At 63.2% G+C, this 21,934-nt stretch carries 19 protein-coding genes; 6 read left to right on the top strand and 13 right to left on the bottom strand.

The features are described 5' to 3' along the window. Positions 1-12 precede the first annotated feature (12 nt). Positions 13-678 (top strand): response regulator, encoded by a 666-nt coding sequence (locus tag K6T12_RS04610; protein WP_222219930.1) that lies wholly within the window; start codon positions 13-15, stop codon positions 676-678. A gap of 18 nt (positions 679-696) precedes the next feature. On the opposite strand, the gene K6T12_RS04615 is transcribed toward K6T12_RS04610, so the two are convergent. Both K6T12_RS04615 and K6T12_RS04620 read right to left on the bottom strand, forming a co-directional pair. After that, positions 697-1,638 (bottom strand): pirin family protein, encoded by a 942-nt coding sequence (locus K6T12_RS04615; RefSeq protein ID WP_222219932.1) that lies wholly within the window; start codon positions 1,636-1,638, stop codon positions 697-699. Positions 1,639-1,773: 135 nt separating this feature from the next. Then, a complete protein-coding gene (locus tag K6T12_RS04620; RefSeq protein ID WP_222219934.1) occupies positions 1,774-2,160 on the bottom strand; it encodes a VOC family protein in 387 nt (128 codons plus the stop codon). 111 nt (positions 2,161-2,271) lie between these two features. On the opposite strand from K6T12_RS04620, the gene K6T12_RS04625 reads away from it, so the two are divergent. Continuing rightward, positions 2,272-2,475, top strand: a complete 204-nt coding sequence (locus tag K6T12_RS04625; RefSeq protein ID WP_222219936.1) for a (2Fe-2S)-binding protein — start codon at positions 2,272-2,274, stop codon at positions 2,473-2,475. Positions 2,476-2,480: 5 nt separating this feature from the next. On the opposite strand, the gene K6T12_RS04630 is transcribed toward K6T12_RS04625, so the two are convergent. Beyond that, positions 2,481-3,149: a Dph6-related ATP pyrophosphatase gene (locus K6T12_RS04630; protein WP_222219938.1), complete on the bottom strand. Its 669-nt coding sequence runs from the start codon at positions 3,147-3,149 to the stop codon at positions 2,481-2,483. A gap of 205 nt (positions 3,150-3,354) precedes the next feature. On the opposite strand from K6T12_RS04630, the gene K6T12_RS04635 reads away from it, so the two are divergent. Next, positions 3,355-3,807, top strand: coding sequence for a YaiI/YqxD family protein (locus K6T12_RS04635; RefSeq protein WP_222219940.1), 453 nt, complete (start codon positions 3,355-3,357; stop codon positions 3,805-3,807). 49 nt (positions 3,808-3,856) lie between these two features. Here the strand turns inward: K6T12_RS04635 and K6T12_RS04640 are convergent, their stop codons facing one another. The 5 genes from K6T12_RS04640 to ercA form a co-directional block, all read right to left on the bottom strand. After that, entirely contained in the window at positions 3,857-4,462 is a 606-nt protein-coding gene (locus K6T12_RS04640) for a MarC family protein (RefSeq protein ID WP_222219942.1), read from the bottom strand. A gap of 203 nt (positions 4,463-4,665) precedes the next feature. Continuing rightward, a complete protein-coding gene (locus K6T12_RS04645; RefSeq protein ID WP_222219944.1) occupies positions 4,666-7,239 on the bottom strand; it encodes a hybrid sensor histidine kinase/response regulator in 2,574 nt (857 codons plus the stop codon). Next, a complete protein-coding gene (gene nosP, locus K6T12_RS04650) occupies positions 7,232-8,380 on the bottom strand; it encodes a nitric oxide-sensing protein NosP (RefSeq protein ID WP_222219946.1) in 1,149 nt (382 codons plus the stop codon). Before nosP ends, K6T12_RS04645 begins: the two co-directional genes overlap by 8 nt. A gap of 266 nt (positions 8,381-8,646) precedes the next feature. Further along, positions 8,647-10,389 carry a PAS domain-containing hybrid sensor histidine kinase/response regulator gene (locus K6T12_RS04655; RefSeq protein WP_222219948.1) on the bottom strand — a complete coding sequence of 581 codons (1,743 nt, stop codon included), beginning with the start codon at positions 10,387-10,389 and terminating at the stop codon, positions 8,647-8,649. Further along, positions 10,373-11,536: an alcohol dehydrogenase-like regulatory protein ErcA gene (gene ercA / locus K6T12_RS04660; protein ID WP_222219950.1), complete on the bottom strand. Its 1,164-nt coding sequence runs from the start codon at positions 11,534-11,536 to the stop codon at positions 10,373-10,375. The genes K6T12_RS04655 and ercA overlap by 17 nt, the downstream gene beginning before the upstream one ends. Before the next feature lie 526 nt (positions 11,537-12,062). Between ercA and K6T12_RS04665 the strand changes: the two genes are divergently transcribed. After that, entirely contained in the window at positions 12,063-13,196 is a 1,134-nt protein-coding gene (locus K6T12_RS04665) for a porin (RefSeq protein ID WP_222219952.1), read from the top strand. Positions 13,197-13,557: 361 nt separating this feature from the next. On the opposite strand, the gene K6T12_RS04670 is transcribed toward K6T12_RS04665, so the two are convergent. The 3 genes from K6T12_RS04670 to K6T12_RS04680 form a co-directional block, all read right to left on the bottom strand. Further along, positions 13,558-15,561 carry a methyl-accepting chemotaxis protein gene (locus K6T12_RS04670; protein WP_222219954.1) on the bottom strand — a complete coding sequence of 668 codons (2,004 nt, stop codon included), beginning with the start codon at positions 15,559-15,561 and terminating at the stop codon, positions 13,558-13,560. Between the two features lie 200 nt (positions 15,562-15,761). Continuing rightward, positions 15,762-16,151, bottom strand: a complete 390-nt coding sequence (locus tag K6T12_RS04675; protein WP_222219956.1) for a VOC family protein — start codon at positions 16,149-16,151, stop codon at positions 15,762-15,764. 180 nt (positions 16,152-16,331) lie between these two features. Further along, the gene (locus K6T12_RS04680; protein ID WP_222219958.1) at positions 16,332-16,925 is read right to left on the bottom strand and encodes a DUF938 domain-containing protein; all 594 of its coding nucleotides are present in this window, start codon (positions 16,923-16,925) and stop codon (positions 16,332-16,334) included. Between the two features lie 84 nt (positions 16,926-17,009). On the opposite strand from K6T12_RS04680, the gene K6T12_RS04685 reads away from it, so the two are divergent. Next, on the top strand, positions 17,010-18,482 hold the full coding sequence (locus K6T12_RS04685; protein ID WP_222219960.1) for an exonuclease domain-containing protein: 1,473 nt from the start codon (positions 17,010-17,012) through the stop codon (positions 18,480-18,482). A gap of 14 nt (positions 18,483-18,496) precedes the next feature. Here K6T12_RS04685 and K6T12_RS04690 read toward each other — a convergent pair whose 3' ends face one another. Continuing rightward, positions 18,497-19,405, bottom strand: a complete 909-nt coding sequence (locus tag K6T12_RS04690) for a DMT family transporter (protein ID WP_222219962.1) — start codon at positions 19,403-19,405, stop codon at positions 18,497-18,499. A gap of 313 nt (positions 19,406-19,718) precedes the next feature. Next, complete coding sequence (locus tag K6T12_RS04695; protein WP_222219964.1) at positions 19,719-20,501, bottom strand: TIGR01458 family HAD-type hydrolase; 783 nt, start codon at positions 20,499-20,501, stop codon at positions 19,719-19,721. 204 nt (positions 20,502-20,705) lie between these two features. Here K6T12_RS04695 and K6T12_RS04700 point away from each other — a divergent pair, with 204 nt between their 5' ends. Further along, positions 20,706-21,815 (top strand): extracellular catalytic domain type 2 short-chain-length polyhydroxyalkanoate depolymerase, encoded by a 1,110-nt coding sequence (locus K6T12_RS04700; RefSeq protein ID WP_222219966.1) that lies wholly within the window; start codon positions 20,706-20,708, stop codon positions 21,813-21,815. Positions 21,816-21,934 lie beyond the last annotated feature (119 nt).

Here is a 21,934-nt window from a genome sequence, read left to right on the forward strand (position 1 = left end):
GGGAGAGAGACTGTGTACAAGATCCTGATTGCGGACGACCATCCGCTGTTCCGCGAGGCGATCAACAATGTGATCCGCACCGGCTTCGCCGGCTGCGAGACATTCGAAACCCAGGACCTGGACAGCGCGCTGGAACTCACCCAGCAACATGACGATCTGGACCTGATCCTGCTGGATCTCAACATGCCGGGCATGAACGGCCTGAACGGCCTGATCACCCTGCGTAACGAAGCCCCGACCATCCCGGTGGTGATCGTGTCCGCCGAGGAGGACAAGCAGATCGTGCTGCAGGCGATCACCTACGGTGCGGTCGGCTTCATCACCAAGTCCTCGCCACGCGAGCAGATGACCGAGGCGTTGGAGCAGATTCTGGCCGGCAATGTCTACCTGCCGTCCGATATCATCCGCGCCAGCCAGCCGGAGAGCCGCAGCCGTCGCCAGGAGGAGAGCCAGATCCCGCCGGAGCTGCTCAACTCGCTGACCCGCCGCCAATTGCTGGTGCTGGAGCGGATGTCCAAGGGCGAATCCAACAAGCAGATCGCCTATAACCTCAATATCGCCGAAACCACCGTCAAGGCGCATGTCTCGGCAATCCTGCGCAAATTGGGGGTGCACAACCGGATCCAGGCGGTGCTGTCGGCCGGCAATATCGATTTCAACCAGTATCTGAAGCGCTGATAGCTTCTAACGGACCACTCAACGGCCAGCTCTCGGCCGCCCCTCCAGTGGCGGCGCCGTCATCGGCTCACCCTGGTAACCGTCAACCTGGCCGAATTCACCGTGCTGCCAGGCCTCCCGTGCCTGCTCGATCTCCTCGGCGGTACGGGCGACGAAGTTCCACCAGATCACGATATCCTCATCCAGCGGCTCGCCGCCGATCAGGATCAACCGCGTGCCGGCATCCATCTGCAACGGTATGCAATCGGTACCGGCACCGATCACCAGCAGCTGATCGTGGCTGAGCCCCCCTTTCGGGTCCCGGGCGTGGCCGTCGATCAGCAACAGCGCGTGTTCATGTTCGGGGTAGACCGGCAGGCTCAGCTCGGTATCCTTGCGCGCCCGCAGTTCAGCACCGACGATCTGCGACCAGAAATGGGCCGGCGAATGGTGTTCGGCCAACTCACCGGCAAACAGCTGGATATCGACATCATCGATGGTGAACTTCGGTACCGAGGCATGGTGTTCAAAGGCCGGTTCATGCTGGCGCATGGGCCCCGGCAACGCGACCCACAGCTGCACGCCATGCATCATCGCCCCGGTCGGCGAGGTACTCTCCTCGGAGTGTGCCACGCCGCGGCCGGCGGTCATCAGGTTGAGCTGCCCCGGCCGGATCAGCTGATCGAACCCCAGGCTATCCAGGTGGTGGATCTCACCGCCGAACAACCAAGTCACGGTCTGCAGGCCGATATGGGGATGGGGGGCGACATTGATCATCCGCGGGCCGGTCGACGGTACCGGGCCGAAATGATCCAGAAAACACCAGGGGCCGACCAACCTGCGTTCGCGGTGCGGCAGTGCCCGTTGGATCTGCAACCCTTCGCCCAAGATACTGCTGCGTAGCGGATACTCCTGCCGGGCCGGACAGTGCTCTCGCCCCGGACACTCAATCGGCTGGGCATCGCATATCAGGTTGCTCATGGCGCACCTCCCCTCGAGGCTGTTGCTTCCCTTTCAATATAGTGCCCGATGGCGACGGCGGGCCCGGCAACCACAGCCAATCCGCCAGCCAATCTGCTCGCAGGCATGCGGAAAGGGCTGTGAAGATAGCGAGGATTATTGAACGCTGCTGCCGCCGCGGGTACCCAGCAGGGTCAGCTCATTGCCTTCAGGATCCTTGAAATGGGCCAGGATACCGCCCCAAGGCTGGCGTTGCGGTGGCGCGCTGAAGGCGACGCCCTTGTTGGTCAACTGGCGGTAACTTGCCTCGATATCTGCCACCGCCAGCGAGACGCCGACAAAACGACCGACCAGGGCCGCCGCCTTTTCATCACCCGGATTGACCCGTTCGACGCCGATAAAAGCCTCGCCCGCCTGGAATTGAGCCCAGCCAAGCCGCTCATCTTCGAAGACGCAGGGCATCTCCAAAATGTCCCGGTAGAATGCAACCGCGCCGGCCCAGTCATGCACGAAGATGCGGACCACATAAAGCTGATAATTCATAAGCGGGCTCCTTCCTCGATCCGGCTCATATTCAGATGCAGTATTTGCGATGTAGCAAATAACTCCATCCTTCTAAAATAGCCTTCTTTTACGACAGATTGGTATTCGGCGATGGACGTAAAACGCAAGCAGGCCGACCCGACCCTGGTATGCACCTGCAACGACCTGTATGTGGACGATATCCACGAAGCGATCGACGACGGCGAACAGGAGTATCGCGAGATCTTCGCGGTACATGGCCTGACGCCCCGCTGCTGCGAGTGCGCCGACCATGTGCGCGAGCTGGTACAGCAGGTGCAGGCTGACGAGCTTTGAACTGATTAACCGGCGAACGCAGGATCTTCGGACCTTTCGGCACCCTGCCAGACAAGATAGTCGTACTCCTGCGTCTGTTCCTGCCGAGCGCCGGTCAACGCCACCGGCCAACGGAAATAGGGCGCATCGAGCACGCAGCTGTGATACTCGCCGTTCTCGCCGCAGAGGTCGAACGGCGGCTCGCTGGCAATGGCGCGGAACCGTTCGATCATCGCCGCATCCAGCGGCTTGCCGACCGGCGAGTCGGCACCGAAATGACGGTGATAAGCCAACGTGATCACCGCCTCGAAACCACGCGCCTGCAGTTGCGCCAACAGCTGTTCGCGCGGCACCGCCCAGAGCGGCAGCATTACCTGGCAGATCCCCTCGGCACATTCGCTGATCCAGTTCGGATAGCCGTCCACCGGAGCGATATCGCCGGTAATCAGCACCTCGACCCCCTCCTCCCGCAACTGGCGGATCGCCGCCACATAGCTGACGCGATAGGGCTCATCCACCTCGATACACTGGTGCGGCAGGCCGATCGACTCTGCCTGAGCCCGCATCGCCGCCAGCGGATGGGCGCGGAACGGCTGGCCGGTCAGCGGCACGAAGGTGACCAACCGGACGATCTCGCAATCCTGCCGGCACAACTCAAAGGCCAGCGCGGAATCCTTGCCACCGGTCCACAACACCGCCGCTTTTTTTAGTTTTTTTGGTTTTTTTGATTTTTTTGGTTGATTCAATTTCGTTAACCTGTGGCCGGACGTCAGACTGCCGTTCATAGGGTTCTGATTATTAGCTGCGATAGTAGAAAAGGAGCTTAGCAGAATCGGTTCGGTTTTCCGGCCCAGCCGCGTATCATGGAGCTTTCCGAAAGCCATAGCGAGACCGCCACCGATGCAGATCTGGGTCGATGCCGACGCCTGCCCGAAGGTGATTAAAGAGATTCTGTTCCGCGCCGCCGAGCGTACCGAGACCCAGCTGACGCTGGTCGCCAACCAGCCGTTAGCCACCCCGCCGACACCATTGATCCGGGCATTGCAGGTGCCGGCCGGCTTCGATATCGCCGATAACGAGATCGTCAAACGCTGCCAGCCGGGCGATCTGGTGATCACCGCCGACATCCCCCTGGCGGCCGAGATTATCGCCAAGGGCGGTCATGCGCTGAACCCGCGCGGCGAATTCTACAGCGAGTCCAATATCCGCGCCCGGCTCAATATGCGTGATTTCATGGAGACCCTGCGCGCCAGCGGCGTCCAGACCGGCGGCCCGGCCGCCTTGAGCCAGGCCGACCGGCAGGAATTCGCCAACCAGCTGGACCGCTTCCTGGCCAAGGCCGCGCGCGGTTAAATTGAGACAAAGGGCGCCTTGCTGGGCGCCCCAGCCTGATCGCCGGGTATCAAGAAACCCGCGCTACCACCCCCAGCAGACCAGAGATCACGATCTCCGTTGCCATCGCCGCCAGGATCAGACCGGTGATCTTGGACAGGATGTTGAAGCCGGTGTTGCCGAGCAGCTTCTCCAGCCGGCTGGCCAGGTGCAGCAACACCAGCAGGCAGGCCAGTGCCAGCACCATGCCGGTCAGACCGAGCGCCATATCCAGGCCGGACAGTTCAGCACCGTAGACCAGGATGGTACCGATAGTCGCCGGGCCGATGATGGTCGGTATCGCCAGCGGCACCACCGAAACGTCGTCACGCTGTTCGGCCGGCACTTCGGCGTGCACCCGCACCCCTTCACGGACCAGCGAGATGGCCGACAGAAACAGCAGGATGCCGGCGCCGATCCGGAACGAATCCAGGGTAATGCCGAGAACCTCGAACAGCGGCGTACCGAAGAAGAACAGCACCAGCGAGGTCAGAAAGGCCGCCATCACCGCGCGGTTGGCGATCTTGCCGCGGGCGGCGGGGGTTTCGCCACGGGTCAGCGACAGGAACATCGACACCACGAAGAACGGTGCGAACAGGAAGAAGAACTTCACCCAGGTGGAGAGGAGCAAACTCATAGCGATTTGGTTTCCCTGTTTGCCAGGTTGGGGGTTGGAAAGGCGCGCATCTTACCACCGCAATTTGAAAGGCGAAATCATCTCCGCATCGCCTATTTTATGGTTTATTGCGGATTAGCGGGAAACATCTACATCAGCTGAACAAGCGCCGCGTGGGCACAAAAAACGTGCCCACCCTACAGGCTATTGCATCCCCCAGTTAATCACTGCTCCAGCAGGTGGTTGAGGGTGGTTTTCAGCTTCAGCGGCCGCACCGGTTTGTTGATCAGCAGATGGCCCTTGCGACGGATCTGCGCCTTCAATTCCTGGCTGTAGTTGGCGGTAATCATCAACACCGGCACCGGCGCCGCCATCAACTCAGTGATCGCATCAACCGCCTCGACACCGGTGCGGCCGTTATCCAGATGGTAGTCGGCGATGATCAGGTCGACCGGGTCACGCGCCGGATTACGCTGGCGCAGCAGATCCTCCAGCGACAGCGCGGTACAGACCTGGCAACCCCAGCCCCGCATCAGCGTCGCCATCCCTTCGCAGATCGCCTGGTCGTTGTCGATCACCCAGATGCGGGCCCCCTGCAGCCGCTCCGCCCGGTGCGGCAGTGCCGGCCCCTGGGTGGCGCTCGGCGCCGGCAGGGTGCCGAGCGGCACCTCCACGGCGAACATCGACCCTCGGCCCTGCTGCGACGCCACGCTGATCGGGTGATCCAGCACCCGCGAGATCTTGTCGACGATCGCCAGGCCAAGCCCCAACCCCTTGTCCTGCCGGGCTTCGGCCGGCTGCAGCCGCTTGAACTCCTGGAAGATCTCGCGCAACTGGGCCTGCGGGATGCCGACCCCGGTGTCCCAGACCTCCAACCGCAGTCGGTCGCCGCGTCGTCGACAACCGAGCAGGATACGACCGTGGCGGGTATAGCGGATGGCGTTGGAGAGGAAGTTGCGCAGAATCCGCGCCAGCAGTTGGGAGTCGCTGCGGATCACCGCACTGCTGCCGACGAAGCGCAGCTGCAGCCCCTCGCTTTGCGCCACCTGGCGGTACTCGTTGGCGATATTGTCGAGCAGTTCGCGGACCTGGAAACAGGTCAGGTCCGGCTGCACCACGCCGGCATCCAGCTTGGAGATATCGACCAGGGTGCTGAGCAGCGACTCCACATCCTCCAGCGAGTTGGACAACGAGCCCACCAGCGAGCGAGGCTGCGCGTCCAGCGGCTGCTCGGCCAGCGCGCCGGTGAACAGCCGGGCGGCATTGAGCGGCTGCAGCAGATCGTGGCTGACCGCCGCCAGAAACTTGGTCTTCGACAGGTTGGCCTGCTCGGCCTCTTTCTTGGCCTCGCGCAGCCGGGCCTCGGCCTGGCGCCGCTCATCGATCTCCAGCAGCAGTTGCTTGTTCAGCGCCATCAGCTCGGAGGTGCGCTCATGCACCCGCTGCTCCATATGCTGATAGGCCTGCTTCAGTTCCTCGGCGGTACGGCGCCGTTCGGTGATATCGCGGATCAATACGAAGAAGCCGACCGGCCGGCCGTCGCCCTGCCGGTTGGGCACATAGGACTTGAGCATATAGCGCTCCTCGCCCTGGCCGTTGCGCTCGGCGATCTCGAAGGTCACGCTCTCGCCGGCCAGCGCCCGCGCCATGTAGGGTCGCAGCTTTTCGAACTGCGCCTCGCCGTGCACCTGGCGGATGGTACGGCCGTTCAATGCACCGCGCGGCCAGCCGTACCAGTCGTCGTACACCTGGTTGGTGAAACTGAACCGCAGCTGGTCGTCGACGTAGGCGATCAGCGCCGGCACATGGTCGGTAATCAGCCGGATCCAGCGTTCGCTCTCGCGCAGCGCTTCGGCATGCTGGTGGCGTTCGGTGATATCGGTATAGGTGTTGACGAAACCGCCATCCGGCATCGGATGGGTGCGTACCTCGATCACCCGGCCGCTGCCGAGGTGGCGCTCCGACGCCAGGCTGTTGCCGCTGTCCGGCGTTAACAGCGCATCGGGGGCGTCGCTGAGCAGGGCTTCGAACGGCGGATGGCGCTCCAGCAGCTGGCGATCGACACCGGTCAGGTCGACGAAGCGCTCATTCCAGACCTCCAACCGGCCATCCGGGTTGACCAGCACCACCCCCTGCGACAGGTTTTCCACGGTGCGTTGCAGCAGCCGGCTCTTTTGCGCCAGCGCCTGCTCGCGGCGCAGGGTCTCGCGCGCCTTCAGGTCGGTAATGTCGGTATACAGGATCACCAGCCCACCGTCGGAGGTGGGCCGCTCACGCATCTGCACCCAGTTGCCGTTGGCCAGCCGGAACACCCGGGTATCGCCGGCGCCGGGGTACTGCTCGGCAACCAGACCGCTCTGCTGCGCCAGCCGCTTGATATCGGCGATGGTGATGCCGGTGGCGATCTCCACCCCGGAGCCCTGCCAGACCGCTTCGAACTTGCTGTTGAACAGCAGAATCCGCCGCTCGCTGTCGAACAGCACGAACGCGTCCGAGATACTCTCGATCGCGTCGATCAGCCGCTGATGGGCGGTGGCCGCCTGCTGGTTGGCCCGCTTCAGCGCCCGGTGGCTGACCTTCAGCTCCGACAACGCATGGTTGAGCGCCTCGGTCCGGTCGCGCACCTGCTCGGCCAGCACTACCGAGTGCTCGAACGCGGCATAGGGACCGGCGCGCTGCGCCTGGCCGGACTCGACCCGCTCGATCAACGCCTGGTTGATCCGCCGCAAGCGGGCATTCTCCGCTTCCAGTTCGGCGATCCGGCGGGCGGGATCAAGCCCGCTGTCGTCTTTACTCATCCGGGCAACTCCCGATCGCCACGCCGGTGAAGGTCTGGTTGATATGCATGCCGGCGAACTGCTCGCCGTAGGTGTTGAAGCCGATTACCCGGGAATCACGCAGCAGCGCCGAAATCTCCGCCTTGAGCCCCTTGTGCTCCACTTCAAGGCGGCGCAGGAAGCAGTCGCAGCCGATGATCAACTGCGGCGTGCCGATCTCCTGTTCCAGTTGGGCCAGCTGCCGGCGCAGCTCCTCGACGATATCGCCCGGTTTCACCACGGTCAGCACGATGCCGTTCTCCACCGCACAGTAGAAACTCAGGCTGAGATCCTCGTTAACCTGCTGGATCGAGCGCACGTAGTAGTCGTCGCCCAGCCTTACCGCGATCGGGTTCAGCGCAAACGCCTTGTGGTCCAGTGCCGCCAGCGGCAGGCCGACCGCTTCGGCATAGGCCTGCGCCGCCGGCTCGGCATTCAGCTCCATCACCCGCCGCTGGTCGCTGTCGGCGGCGGTCACCACCAGTTTGTCGTCGGTTGGCTTCATATGGTGACGGCTGAACACCTTGAAATCACAGCGGGTATTGAACAACAGCAGCACCGCCGCGCCGGTATGGAAGCGGCCGTCGAAGAACACGTGGGTGTCGATCAGCTGCAGCTCGTCGGCGGCCGAGCCACCGAAGTGCGGGATCGAGCCCAGCGCCGCATTCAGTGCCGCCAGCACCAGCTCCTCCTGCACCGACAGCCCATCGAGCAGGGTCAGCGCGAAGGTATTGCCCTTGATCGGCGCAATCTGCCGTTCGGCACAGCGCCGCATCAGCTGCTCCACCTGGGCCTGGGCGTCGGTCAGCGAGAACGGATCGAGCTGCTCGATCAGCGTCCCCTCCACCGCGAAGCCGCGCCGGTCGAAGCCGATCGCGGTGATGCAGCCCTGGCTGTAGCCATCGGGGGTGATCTCGCCGGCGGTGGTGCAGCCGGCCATCGGCAGGCCGTCGAACGCTTGGTTCAACGCCTTCGCCAGCGCTTCCAGCGGGTAGTCGGCGGAGCAGAAAAACAGCACGAAACCCAGCTCTGGCCCCTGCAGCGTACGGCGCAGCTCCTCGGCGGCCGGGCCGGGCTGGCGTTGGTAGGAAACGGCGGTGGTCAGCGGGATAAATTCAGACACATCGGCTACCTGGTAGAAACGTTTTCAAGAGCAACCCAAAAGCGGTTCAAGGGTTATTCAAAGACTATTTTAGGCTGCCGGCCATTCGGGCCGGTATTGTACTTAGGCGCTGTTCCAGCCCCTTCCCATTGCCAAAAGATAGCAAGTAACCCTTTGTTTTTATTAGCTTTATTTTTATTCCCAGCCCCAGCTCGACAGACCATACCAAGTGGACGGCGCCAGGCTACTACTTTAGTGCCGCTGCCATCCGTAGCCAGCATCGGCAGCTAACCGATGCCTGCCGGTGGCCGCTCGGTCAGCAGATGGGTTAGTAGAGCGCGCAGTTTGCCCGGCTTAACCGGTTTATTCAGCACCGGCAGTTCCAGCTCTCGGAATAGCTGACGGCAGGCGTCGCTGCGGTCGGCGGTGATCAGCAGCGCCGGCAGCGGACCGTAGCGGGCGCGTAACGCGGCGATCACGCCGGTACCGGTATCCTGGTCGGCCAGATGGTAGTCGGCCAGTACCACATCGGGTCGGAATCCCGCCTGACACAACTTCAGCGCCTGGCGGCGGTCCTGGGCCACAGCGACTTCGGCGCCCCACTCGCCGAGCAGCGCCCGCATGCTGACCAGGATCGACTCCTCGTTGTCGACCACCAGCAGCCGGCAGCCATCCAGCGCATTCAGTACGATCTGCGGCGCGGTCGGTATCCTCTGCTCCCGTATTGCGACCGCCAAAGGCACCTCGATGGCGAACATCGAGCCCCGCCCCAGCTCGGAACGCACCTCGATCGGATGTTCCAGCATCCGCGCAATCCGCTCGACGATCGCCAGCCCCAGGCCGACGCCCTTGCGCTCGCCCTGGCGGTGCAGCTGCTGGAATTCCCGGAAGATATCGTCGATCCGGTCGGCCGGAATACCGCTGCCGCTGTCCCAGACCTGCAGGCTGAGACGGTCGCCGCGCCGCCGGCAGCCGAGCAGCACCCGGCCACTGTCGGTGTAACGGATCGCATTGGAGATGAAATTACGCAATATCCGCATCAGCAGACGGGTATCGGAGCGCAGATAGAGCCCACTCGACTGCACCCGCAGCTCAAGCCCGGCCGCTTCCGCCACCGGCTGGAACTCCGCCGCCAGGCTGTCCAGCAGTTGGCCGAGCGGAAACTCGCACAGCTCCGGCTTGACCGCGTTCTGGTCAAGCTTGGAGATATCGAGCAGGTCGGTCAGTAGCTCCTCGGCGCCCTCCAGCGCCAGGTGCACCCGTTCGACCAGGTAACCGTCCTGCTGCTCCAGCGGCCGCTCGCGCAGCGCCGCCACCAGTAGCCGGGCGGCGTTCATCGGCTGCAGCAGGTCGTGGCTGGCGGCGGCCAGGTATTTATCCTTGGAGCGATTGGCCTGCTCGGCCTGCTCCTTGGCGACCTTCAACTGCTGCTCGACCTGCTCGCGCTCGTCAATCTCGGTGCGCAGCTGTTCGTTCAGCTGCAGCAGTTGCTCGGTGCGCTCCTCGACCCGTCCCTCCAGCTCCTCGTTGAGCTGTTTCAGCGCGTTCTGGGCCCGCTTGCGTTCGGTAATGTCCTGCACGAACGCCTCGATCACCGGCCGCTCGCCCTCCGGCTTCAGCAGCACGTTCATCGACACATCGACACAGCTGCCGTCGCGACGCCGCAGCTGGGTCTCCATCGCCATCATCTTGCCGGTATTGAGCAGCCGTTCGGTCAGCCGCTGTAGATCCTCCGGGCAGCAGAACAGCTCGCCGGCCAGGTCGGAAACCTGCTGGCAGACCGCCGCCGGACTGTCATAACCGCAGATCCTGGCGATGGCCGGGTTGGCGGTCAGGATGCCGCCGTTCAGGTCGGCCTGAAAGATACCGTGCAGGGCGTTTTCGAACAGCCACTTGTAGCGGTTGCGCTCGGCCTCCAGCTCGTCGAGCTTGCGGGTCAGTTCAGCGTGGTAGGTCTTGCGGGCCGACTGGTCGCCCAGACCGATCAGATCTTCGAAGCGGGCGACCGAAGCTTCAGAGCGCTTCTTCATAGACCACCTCGACATCCCGCTGGTTGGAGCGGCGCGGGTTGGTGACGATGCAGGGATCATTCAGCGCCTTGCGCGACAGCGTCGGGATGTCGCTGCGACTGACGCCGATCTCCGCCAGTTTCTGGGTCAGGCCGACCGCCCCCTTCAGCTCTATTACCCGAGCCATCAGCCGTTGCTTGATCTGGGCCGGGTTCAGGCCGCGGGTGTCCAGCCCCATGGTTTCGGCGATCACCTTGAAGCGGTCCTGCGCGTCGGCGTAGTTGTAGTCGATCACGTGCTCCAGCAGCATCGCGTTGCAGAGGCCGTGCGGCAGGTCCAGGTAGCCGCCCAGGCTGTGCGACATCGCGTGCACCGCGCCGAGAATGGCGTTGGAGAACGCCAGGCCGGCCTTCATCGAGCCGAGCATGATCTGCTCGCGCAGCTGCAGATCGTCCGGGCTGGCCACCAGCGCCGCCAGATTGCCGTTGATCAGCCGGATCGCATCCAGCGCGTGCATATCGGTCAGCGGCCCGGCGCCGGTCGACACGAACGCCTCGATAGCGTGCACCATCGCATCGACGCCGGTGCAGGCGGTCAGGAAGGTATCCATGGTGGCGGTGGTTTCCGGGTCGATCAGCGCCACGTCCGGCACCACCGCTTTGCTGACGATGGAAACCTTCATCTGCTCCTGCTGATCGTTGATGATCGCGAACTGGGAGACATCGGCCGAAGTGCCGGCGGTGGTGGGGATGAAGATCAGTGGCGGGATCGCCACATGGATGGTGTCGACGCCGACGAACTCGAGGATACTGCCGCCGTGGCTGCTGACGATGCCGATCCCCTTGGCGCAGTCCATCGGACTGCCGCCGCCGACCGCGACGATCAGGTTGCAGCCCTGCTGCTGGTAGAACGCGGCGCCGGCCATCACCTCTTCGGCACGGGGGTTCGGCGACACGTCGATAAAGGTGGCAAATTCAAGCGCCTGTGCCGCCAGCGACTGCTGCACGTCGGCCACCCAGCCGGCCTTCTCGACGCCGGGGTCGGAGACGATCAGCACCTTGCGGGCGCCGAAGTTGCGCGCATAGTTGGCCACCGCATGGCGTGCACCGGCGCCGAAGATGATCTCCGGCGAAACGAATTTACGCAGGTTGCAGAGTTCGTGTTCCATCAGCCCATTACCCTCTTGCCCGCTAAGCAGCAGCACGCCACCCCGGACTTGTTATTGTTATTTTGTACCCGCTGCCCAAAGCGACCAGAGCGGTCGAACAGGCACACAGCAATAGTTCCTATTATCACTATATCTCTAGCTGACGGTATCCAACCTCGGCAGTATATTTACATGGCAAGGCCTGCCCGCTGACGGCCTTCACCTCGCCCGTCTTCGAGCCGCCTGCTGCCGCCGCAGTAATACTCTCACCCTACACCCATCGCATAGCTGCCAGCGAAGCCCCTTACACCTTAGAGCGCAGGCCACTTGGCTCACGCCTCGCCAAGACCTGTGCGCCCTATACCCAGCTGAGCGAACCGAACCACCAAAGTGCAATCCTTTCAGCGCCAAAGCGGCATACCTCGCCCGCCGGCCGCTACCGATAATCGATCGCCATTCCCGGCCATTGCCAGCCAATGCAAGTAATTAAAAAAAATCAAAAAAGCGGTCCGCCGACGGACCTTCCAACACCGATCACGAGGGCGATATGAAAAATAACAACCCGATGCTGCCGCTGTTACCCGCCGCCATCGCCATGGCGCTCAGCACCCCGGCCGCTGCCGGCATCACCCTGTACGACAAGGACGGCACCACCTTCAGCACCGACGGTCTGATCAATACCTTTTACGTCAGCAGCGATATCGACGACGTCGACGACTCGCTGGATCGCGACCAGGCGCGGGTCAAGATGGGCTTCCTGCCGAACTGGATCGGCTTCGATTTCGGCAAGCAGGCAGACGACCTGAAGCTGGGCGCCCGCTCGTCGTTCTGGGTCACCATCAATGACAGCGATCCGGTACGGGCCGGCAGCGCCGGCCACGGGGTGACCGACACCGGTATCGACGTGCGCCAGTTCTACGGCACCGTGGAGGGTGACTGGGGCCAGGTACTGGTCGGCAAGGATTTCGCACTGTTCGGCCGCAGCAACATCCTCGGCGACGAACTGCTGCTGGGCTACGGCCAGATCGGCTCCGACGGCTTGGTGGACGGCGGCAACGTGTCGTTCGGCAATATCGGCACCGGCTACCTGTACCCGTTCCCGAACGCCCAGATCACCTACCGCAGCCCGGTCCGTCACGGCCTGCAGCTGGCGGTCGGCCTGCTGGACCCGAACAAGTCGGCGGCCGGTTCCGAAGAGGACGCACCGCGGCTGGAGGCGGAACTGACCTATAACGTCGATCTGAACGGCGCCGCCGTGAAAGCCTGGCTGGGCGGCATGAGCCAGAGCTCCAGCAATGGCGCCGCCGAAGTGGACTCCAGTGGTGTCTCCTACGGCGTCAACGTCAAGTACGCCGGCCTGTCACTGACTGCCTCCGGCTTCGATGCCGAAGGGGTCGGCACCGCCGGGCTGGCCAACTTCGTTACCGCCGATAACGCCGACGTCGACGGCTACCTGCTACAGGCCTCGTACAGCTTCGGCAAGGAGCGGCTGGTGGTGTCCTACGGCGAGAACGAGGGCGGCAGCAGCGCCGGTGCCAACGACCTGGATGCGGAGAACAGCGCCGTCGCCTGGTTCCACAGCGTCAACGACAACCTGAAACTGGTGGCCGAATACGACCGCACCGAAAGCGCCAGCCGGGAGACCGACAGCGTCGCCCTGGGCGCGGTGCTGAGCTGGTAACAGATCTGCCTCCGATACCCACGGGTATCAAGGCTGTCGCAAAACTACTGCGCTCGATGATACGGCGTTAAAAATCAACTCAAAATGCTCATTTACAACATGTAAACTCCGCTTTTTCGCTGATTTTTTCCTTGTCTCACCTTCGCTCGCTACGTTTTCCGACAGCCTCTATCCCTGACCGTGCGACCGGTTCCCCCTTCCCGGCCGCGCGGTTTTTTTTAAGCAGAGTCTTGAGTTGATAGATCTGAGTAGACAGATTTAACCGCCCGGTCGGGATGTGGCAAGCGTCCCCCAGCGGGTGAACCTCCCCGCCCCTTATCATCGCAACGCTGTCGGCGGCAACCGCAGTAACAACCGCAGCTCAGACCCTGAACGAAGCCACCAGCTGCTGCAGCCGGCCGGACAGCGCGTTCATCTCGTTGCAGGCTCCGGCGGTGGTGTCGGCGCCCTCGGCGGCCTGGTGGCTGCATTGGCTGATCTCATCCATCCGCCGGCTGACGTCATGAGCCAGATCCGCCTGCTGAACCGACAGCGCCGCCACTTGGGTGTTGGTGGCGACGATGCTGGCCACCGCATCGGTGATCTGCGCCAGCGCCTCACCCACCCGGGCGGACTCCCCGACGGTGCTGCGGGCGCACTGCTGACTGTCGTTCATGTAACGCACCGCATCGCTGACCCCGTTACGGAACCGGCTCAGCATCTGTTCGATCTGCTCGGTGGAGCTGTGGGTGCGCTGGGCCAGGTCGCGCACCTCGTCGGCCACCACCGCGAAACCGCGCCCCATCTCGCCGGCGCGGGCCGCTTCGATGGCGGCGTTCAGCGCCAGCAGGTTGGTCTGCTCGGCGATCGCCTTGATCACGTCCAGCACCCGGCCGATCTCCTGGCTGTCTTCCGCCAGCCGGTTGATCGCCTGCACCGACTGTTCGACGTTATTCGCCAACTGCTCGATCTCAGCCAGGGTATGATCCACCTGGCGATGGCCGTCGTCGGCCAGCTGGTTGGCGTGCTGAGCCCGGTCCGAAGCGTCGGCAATCGCCGCCGACACATCGCCGGCGGCCACCCGCAGTTCGTTGATCGCCTGGATGATCTGTTCAGTCTGGCTGCGCTGCTGACGGGCGGCGGCGCTGGAGCTGTGGGCGGCACGGTCCAGCCCGGTGGACTGCTCGGCCACCTCGCCGGCCATCCCCTGCACCTGGCCGATCACGTCGTGGATCCGCTGGGTCATCTCGTTGAATTCGCGGATCAGCGCGCCCATCTCGTCACGGGCATCGAGCTGCACCTTGGTGGTCAGGTCACCCTGCGCCAGTGCCCGTGCCGCCTGCAGCACCCGTTCAACGTTATCGCGCACCGACAGATTGAAGCCAAGGCAGAAGTAAGCCGCCAGTACGGCCACCAGCGCCAATGCGATCAGCAGGCCATCCAGCCGCTGCTGCTGTTCGGCCAACCGCAACGTCAGCTTTTCGGCCACCTGGCCGAGCACCACCCGGTCGACCCGGGTGATTACCTGCAGGTCGGCATCGACCGCATCGAAGAACTGCTGCCAGGGCTGGTCCATCGCCATGCCAACCACGATATCGTCCTCGAGCCGCAGCAGCGAGGTTTCCAACTGGACGTTGGCCCGCTGCAGCGCCTCGGCCACCAGTTGCTCGGCCCGCTCGTCGCTGCCCGGCAACAGTCGGTCCTGCTGCTTGAGACGGTTCAGATCGGCACTGATGTTCAGCAACACCCGGTTCAGCAGGTCGGCCAGGAACGACGGCATCCGCTGGGCCTGCAGGGCGTAGCCGGAATACGCGCGCGCTTCGCCCAGGTGCAGGGACACATCCGGCAGTTCGCTCAGCAACAGCCGCAGCAGCATATAGTTGATCGGGTCCGGGTCCTGCGACAGGCCAGCCTCGAAAGCGGTGCGGCTGGCCAGGTTGTCGACCGCATGGGTCAGTTTGGCGAAGTGTTTGAAGCGGGATTCCAGATCGCTGCTGTCGCTGCTGGCATACTGGCCGGTATCGACCTGCTGCCAGAGACTGTGCAAGCCCGGCTGCTGCAGGCCGGCCAGCGCGGTGCGCACCTGTTGCCGCTGCTGCTCAATGCGGCTGGCGATATCGCCCCGGGCGGCTGCCGGCAGGTAGCCCTCCAGGAAGCGCAGGTCACGGTAGTTGTCCAGGCTGCGCTTCAGCTCTGACAACTGCTGCAGCGTCGCCAGCCCCTGCAATCGCTGTTCGGTGTCACCTTTCTGCTGCTGCAGCTGCTGGATATGCAACACCGCCAGCACCACCAGCGGCACCACCAGCACCAGGCTGATAAACACGAACTTGTAGAGATAGGGCATACGGTTCATCAACCGTATCACGGGGGTCAGCAGAGTGTTCACGATGGTCGCTCCGGATCGGACGCCGGCAACCGGTTTGCCGAAATTCAGGCCCTGGCAACCGGTAACAGACAGTCCCTGTTATTTTTGTTTTACCGTCGCAATCTATTGCAGAGCAAAGCGCTTCGAAATGCAGTAGCAAAAAGGCGCTGATCGACTGACAAAAACAGTTACCGGGCACCAGGACGGTGCCCGCTGCCGGGTCAGTCGATGGTCGGATAGCAGGAGATTTCGATCAGATTCAGATCCGGGTCGCGCAGATAGAACGAGCGGATCGGCCCCTGGGCACCGGTCCGGGTCACCGGCCCCTCGACAATCTCGACGCCCTGGCCGCGGACATGCGCCATCGCCTGTTCCAGCGGCGTTTCACTGATCAGGCAGAGGTCGGCGGAACCGGGCATCGGGGTATCGGCCTTGGGTTCGAACTCCTGGCCGAGCTGGTGCAGGTTGATCTTCTGGCGGCCGAACTGCAGCGCCTTGCGGTTGTCGCCGAAGGTCTCGACGCTCATCCCCAGCACCTCGCTGTAGAACTTCAGCGTACTGTCAATGCAGCGTACCGTCAGCACCAAATGGTCCAGGTGGCTCAGTTTCACGATGTTGTCCTCGCCTCCATGGCTTCAATACAGGGTTTCTTAGCAAATGTTCTTAGCAAAACCGCTTTGCAACGGGATGACAGGTTTTCAAAGCCGCGAGTTAACAGTTTTGGGTTGACAGCGGCACGGGAGTGACGGAAACCGGCCGACGATAACAACGGGGATGCCGCAACTCGACGTTTACCGACGCTGCCAGATCAGCAGTTGATTGTTGGCCGGCATCGCATGGTCGGCTATCAGGCTCAGACCGATCTCCCGGGCCAATGCGTCGACCGCTTCGAAATCGCGGATGCCGCTGCGCGGGTCGCGCTTCTGCAACCAGCGGTCGAACTGGGCGTTGCTCGGGCTGGTGTAGTCGCCGCCGTAGCGGAACGGGCCGTAGACCAGCAGCAGGCCATCCGCGGCCAGCACCCGACCGACACCGGCAAAGAACTGCTCAACTTCCGGCCAGCCCATGATATGCAGGGTATTGGCCGAATAGACTACATCGAACGGCCCGGCCAGCGGCCAATGCTCGGCGCGGACATCCAGGCCTACCGGCTCCGCCAGCGCCGGCGAACCGATCGCCGCCAGGTTGTGCTGCAATGCCGCCAGGTTTTCGTCCAGCTCGGTGCACTGCCAATACAATTGCGGCAGCGCCTCGGTGAAATGATGGGCGTGCTGGCCGGAGCCGCTGCCGATCTCCAGTACCCGTTGCGGGCCGCTCAGCGCCTGGCTCAGAATCGCCAGGATCGGCCCCTTGTTGCGTTCACTCGCTTCGGAAAAATTCAGCATTGAGGGTTCCTCCATAAACCGGGATCATAAAGGTCCGACCGGCGCTTGTCCGCCCCTGCGTTGAAGTAATCACCCGAGTGTCTGATGACCGTTGAATCCCTGTCCGACAATCTGCTCCCGCCTCCGGCCGCCGACGACCTGTGGCTGGCACAGCTGATCTTTGTCGATCTGGAAACCACCGGTGCCAGCCTGAGTCACGACCGGATCACCGAGATCGGGCTGATCTGGTATGACCGCGAGCAGGGTTGGCAGCAGTGGCAATCGCTGGTCAATCCGGGGCTTCGCATACCGCCGGCGATCCAGCAGCTGACCGGCATCAGCGATGCGATGGTGGCCGATGCACCGCCCTTCGCCGAACTGGCCGAGCAGGTACAGACGCTGCTGAACGGCCGGGTGATCGTGGCCCACAACGTGCGTTTCGACTACGGCTTCCTGAGCCGCGAGCTGGCCCGCTGCCAGCGGGTGCTGGGCCAGCGCCACCTCTGCACGGTGCGGCTGTCGCGGGCGCTGCAGCCGGAGGAGCACAAGCACAACCTGGCGACACTGATCCGCCGTTGGGATCTGCAACTCGGCCAGCACCACCGGGCGATGGACGACGCCGCCGCCCTGGCCCAGCTTTGGGGCCGCTGGCAGCAGCGGTTCGGCGCCCAGCTGATCGATCAGCAGGTCAAACAGGCGATCCGCGAGGTACACCTGCCGCCGCAGCTGGCACGCAGCGATCTGCTGCACCTGCCGGATGGCCCCGGCGTCTACCTGATCTACGGCGACAACGACAGCCTGCTCTACGTCGGCAAGAGCGTCGACGTGCGCAGCCGGGTGTTCAGCCACTTCTCCGGTGCGCTAAGCAACAGCCGCGAACTGAAGCTGGTCCAGCAGACCCGCCATATCGAGTGCCGGCCCTGCGCCGGCGAGCTGGCCGCACTGTTGTTGGAGTCGGAGCTGATCAAACAGCTGCAGCCGATCTACAACCGGCGACTGCGCAGCAAGCAGGAACTGTTCTGCTGGCGCCTGCAAGCCGACGGTGACGGCTACCTGGTGCCAACCCTGTGCTCGTTCGAGCAGATCCCGGCCGACCAGCTGCAGCAATGTTACGGCCAGTTCAGCAAGGCCAGCGATGCCAAGAAGGCGCTGCAGGGGCTGGTCAAGAAGCATCAACTGTGCGAGATCCGCAGCGGCCTGACAGGTGGCAGCGGGCCCTGCTTCGGCCGCCAGCTGAAACGCTGCAAGGGGGCCTGTGTCGGAGCAGAGCCGGCGGACAGTTACAACCTTCGGCTGCAACTGGCGCTATCCGGCATGGCAGTTGCCCGCTGGCCGTTCGACGGCCCGATCAGCATCCACGAGCAGAACGACGATAACGGCCTGCACTGCTGGCACCTGGTGCATCAGTGGCGCTATCTGGGCAACACCGAAGAGTTCGATCAGATCGAACCGCTGCTGGCGGCCGCTGACGACGATAACGGGGTCCGTTTCGAGCTGGACAACTACCGCATTCTGCAGCGCGAGCTACGCAAGCTAACGCCGGCACAATTACAGGTCTGGCCGGAACCTCGCCGTTGAAGCCCGCGGTCTGACTATTCAGCGATCCTCTGGCAGGCTGTGGGCTGCCGCTGACTGCTCGAGAGCATCGTCGCCGCAATCACCACCAGCGCACCGCCCCACAACATGGCGGAGCTGAAACGCTCGCCAATCAGCAACACGGCAATGGAAACGGCGACGATCGGTTCCAGCATCGACAGGGTCGATGCATTGGAGGCGCCTATATGCGGCGAACCACCGACAAAAGCGGCCAGCGGCAGCAGGGTCGCGAACAGAGCCAGCCCCAGGGTCGCGCCCCAGCCAGCCACCGTCTGCGGCCAGGCGGCCCCCTGCAACAGGCCGATCAGCGCCAGCGTGATCGCACCGCCGGCCAGAATCACCGTCGCCGAGACCAGCGGGCTTTGCGACGACATCTTATGGGTACCGTAGAGAATCGCCGCGCCATAACTGAGGGCGGCGAACAGCGCCCACAAAACGCCTTCCAGATCGCCGTGAAAGTCCATGCCGGTCGCCAACATCACCCCCGCGCTGGCCAGCAGCAGGCTGAGCATCTTGCGCCAGTTGGTCTGCTCCTTCAGAAAGAAGATGGAGAACAGGGTGACAAACACCGGGAACGAAAACAGCAGAATGACCGCCAGACTCACCGAGGTGCTGTGGCTGGCCCGGTAGTACCCCATGGCCGCCACCGCATAGCCGATGCCGATCAGCAGCGTCTGGGCAAACGGCCGGCCGGCCGGCAGACGCAGCTTGCGCTTTTTAAGCCACAGCAGCATCAGCCCGGCGGCCAGCGTGAAGCGTGCCAGCAGCAAGCCAACCGGATCGGCGCCTGCCTGATAGGCCTGGTGGGCGAAATACGGCTGCAGGCCGTAACAAAATGCCGCAAATAGCACCAGTATAAAGCCCTTGGCATACTGTGGCTGGCTGATGCTGAGATCTGATTTCATGCTGAAGTCTCGTTGTGGCGCACCGGATGTTAACCGGGCCCCGTCAGCCTCGAACTCGACCGACCGGTAAGCCCTGTGCGATCGGTTACGACACGGGTTGATCGTTTCAGCGCAGGAGGATAGCGCAGGGCAAAGCGGGAAACGTTCTGATAGCCACCGGGGACGTGTCGAAACGCGACATCGTCAAATAATTCCGTACGGCGGGCGTTTTAGCCGGTTTTGCGAAGCCGCCGCACCCGGCCGGCGACGCCGGTACCCGCATCTGATGGTTGGGAGGTTCGGCAGAGCCTGGCGCTGCAGAAAGTCGGTACGCTTAGCTGTTTTGCAGCAGCCAATTCGGCAGTTGGGCGATCGAATCGAGAATGCTATCCGGCTCGATGCTGCCGACCAGATCTTTGGGCTGGAACTTGCCGGTCCGCACCTGCACCGCCTTCAGGCCCGCCTGCTGGGCGCCGCGCACGTCTCCGACAATATCGTCACCGATCATCAGCGCCTGCTCGATCTCCGCCCCGAGCAGCTCGGTGGCCTGCCAGAAAAACTGTGCCGCCGGCTTGCCCAGCACGATCGGCTCCCGGCCACTGGCGAATTTCAACGCCTCGACAAAGGGGCCGACATCCAGCCGCAGACCGTCCTCGGCACGCCAGTAGCGGGTCATGCCGAGTGCCAGCAACGGCGGCTGCGATGCACCGCCAAGCAGCCGGAAAGCACGGTTGAGAGTGGCGAAGTCCCAGCGCTCGCCCAGGTCGCCCACCAGTACGCAGGCGGCGCCGCTTTCCTTGTCCTCGGGCAACAGCTTGGTATCGCCCAGATCCTCGCGGGTGGCATCCGGCAGAAAGGCCGCCACCGGACCGTCGATATGGTTATGGATCCAGTGCCGGGCGGCGACCACCGGGGTCAGGATCTCCTCTTCGTCCACATGGATCCCCATGCCGGCCAGTCTCTGGCAGATCTGTCGCCGCGGGCGCGAACTGGTATTGGTCAGGAACAGATGCGGAATGCCCTCCTCCCGCAGCCATTGCAACGTCTTGCGGGCACCGGGAATCAGCGCCTCTCCCTGATAGACAACACCGTCCAGATCGATCAACAGCGCCGGCATACAGACCTCCCCGATTGCAAACGCCCACTACAGGCCCGGCGCTGCCCCACTGGCAACGACGGATTCCGATAATTCAGGGTAGTAACACTGGCGACAGAACGAAAGCAACGCCGTGCACCGGTCATAAAACCGGCAAGCTTTGACAGCTATACTGGCGCTTCAAAAACCACGGCCAGGAGGCTCGAGATGTTCAAGGAGATGACAATGCGTATTGCCCGCCCGATCCGATTGCTGATGATGCTGCTGTTGCTATCAATCGGTCTGCCATCGCTTGCGACCGAGGCAACGGAACCGTTGCCGTCGCTGCCGGCGCTGGCTGCCTTGAGCGACCAGACCTCGATCTCCGGCCTGTCGTCCGGCGGCTTCATGGCCGCCCAGTACCATATCGCCTATTCGAAGGACCTGATCGGGGTCGGCGTGATCGCCGGTGGCCCTTGGAACTGCGCCGCCTCCAACCCGCTCAACCCGTTCATTCCGCCGATCAACAATGCGGTGTCCACCTGTATGGACCCGTGCAAATACAGCTGGTTCGGCTGTCCGTCGACGCTGTTCCCGAACAGCGGCTACCTGGCCGAACTGGCGCGGGCCAACGCCGATGACGGCCATATCGACGACCCGGCCAATATTCTCGACGACCGGATCTACATTTTCTCCGGCCGCAACGACAAAACCGTGATCACCGGGGTAGTCGACACCACCGCCGAGTTCTACCGCAAATTAGGGGTGCCCGAACCGCAAATCCGCTACAACAAGAGCGTCGACGCCGGCCACGCCTTCATCACCGACAATCCCGACGACACCGCCTGCCCGGAGACCGAACCGCCCTATATCAACAACTGCGGTTTCGAGCAGGCCCAGCGACTGCTGGAACATATCTACGGCAATCTGAACCCGCCGGCCGAGCAGCCCGGTGGCGAGTTGATCAAGTTCAACCAGGCGGAGTTCTTCGACAGCGAGCTGACCAGCATGGATGACGCAGCCTATGTCTACGTGCCGCAACAGTGCCGCACTGAAGCCTGCCGGGTGCATGTGGCCTTCCACGGCTGCCGCCAGGGGATCTCGGTGATCGGCACCGAGTATGTCACCGGCACCGGCTATAATCCGGTCGCCGACAGCAACGGCATCATCCTGCTCTACCCGCAGGTGAAGAAGTCGGAGCTCAGCCCGATGAACCCGCGCGGTTGCTGGGATTTCTGGGGCTACAGCGGCAACAACCTGCCGCCCTTCGTCTATTACCAGAAGAGCGCGCCACAGATGCAGGCGGTGCATCGGATGATTCAGCGGTTGAGTGCGACGCGGGCGGATAACCACTGAGTTTTTTCAATACCGGTCGCGGCTTCAGCCGCGACCCACATAGGTTCTTTCGAAGTCCGCGGATGTTGTACAAAGGAAACGTGCTTGCCAACACGGGTGGGTCCATATAAGGGGCTTCA

It is taken from the genome of Marinobacterium arenosum, assembly GCF_019795155.1.
Classification (GTDB): domain Bacteria; phylum Pseudomonadota; class Gammaproteobacteria; order Pseudomonadales; family Balneatricaceae; genus Marinobacterium_C; species Marinobacterium_C arenosum.

Coding starts and splice junctions, on each gene's coding strand:
- K6T12_RS04680 (WP_222219958.1), bottom strand. CDS start 16,925: ATGCTGAATTTTTCCGAAGCGAGTGAACGCAACAAGGGGCCGATCCTG.
- K6T12_RS04635 (WP_222219940.1), top strand. CDS start 3,355: ATGCAGATCTGGGTCGATGCCGACGCCTGCCCGAAGGTGATTAAAGAG.
- K6T12_RS04690 (WP_222219962.1), bottom strand. CDS start 19,405: ATGAAATCAGATCTCAGCATCAGCCAGCCACAGTATGCCAAGGGCTTT.
- ercA (WP_222219950.1), bottom strand. CDS start 11,536: ATGGAACACGAACTCTGCAACCTGCGTAAATTCGTTTCGCCGGAGATC.
- K6T12_RS04665 (WP_222219952.1), top strand. CDS start 12,063: ATGAAAAATAACAACCCGATGCTGCCGCTGTTACCCGCCGCCATCGCC.
- K6T12_RS04685 (WP_222219960.1), top strand. CDS start 17,010: ATGACCGTTGAATCCCTGTCCGACAATCTGCTCCCGCCTCCGGCCGCC.
- K6T12_RS04655 (WP_222219948.1), bottom strand. CDS start 10,389: ATGAAGAAGCGCTCTGAAGCTTCGGTCGCCCGCTTCGAAGATCTGATC.
- K6T12_RS04700 (WP_222219966.1), top strand. CDS start 20,706: ATGCGTATTGCCCGCCCGATCCGATTGCTGATGATGCTGCTGTTGCTA.
- K6T12_RS04625 (WP_222219936.1), top strand. CDS start 2,272: ATGGACGTAAAACGCAAGCAGGCCGACCCGACCCTGGTATGCACCTGC.
- K6T12_RS04645 (WP_222219944.1), bottom strand. CDS start 7,239: ATGAGTAAAGACGACAGCGGGCTTGATCCCGCCCGCCGGATCGCCGAA.
- K6T12_RS04615 (WP_222219932.1), bottom strand. CDS start 1,638: ATGAGCAACCTGATATGCGATGCCCAGCCGATTGAGTGTCCGGGGCGA.
- K6T12_RS04620 (WP_222219934.1), bottom strand. CDS start 2,160: ATGAATTATCAGCTTTATGTGGTCCGCATCTTCGTGCATGACTGGGCC.
- K6T12_RS04640 (WP_222219942.1), bottom strand. CDS start 4,462: ATGAGTTTGCTCCTCTCCACCTGGGTGAAGTTCTTCTTCCTGTTCGCA.
- K6T12_RS04695 (WP_222219964.1), bottom strand. CDS start 20,501: ATGCCGGCGCTGTTGATCGATCTGGACGGTGTTGTCTATCAGGGAGAG.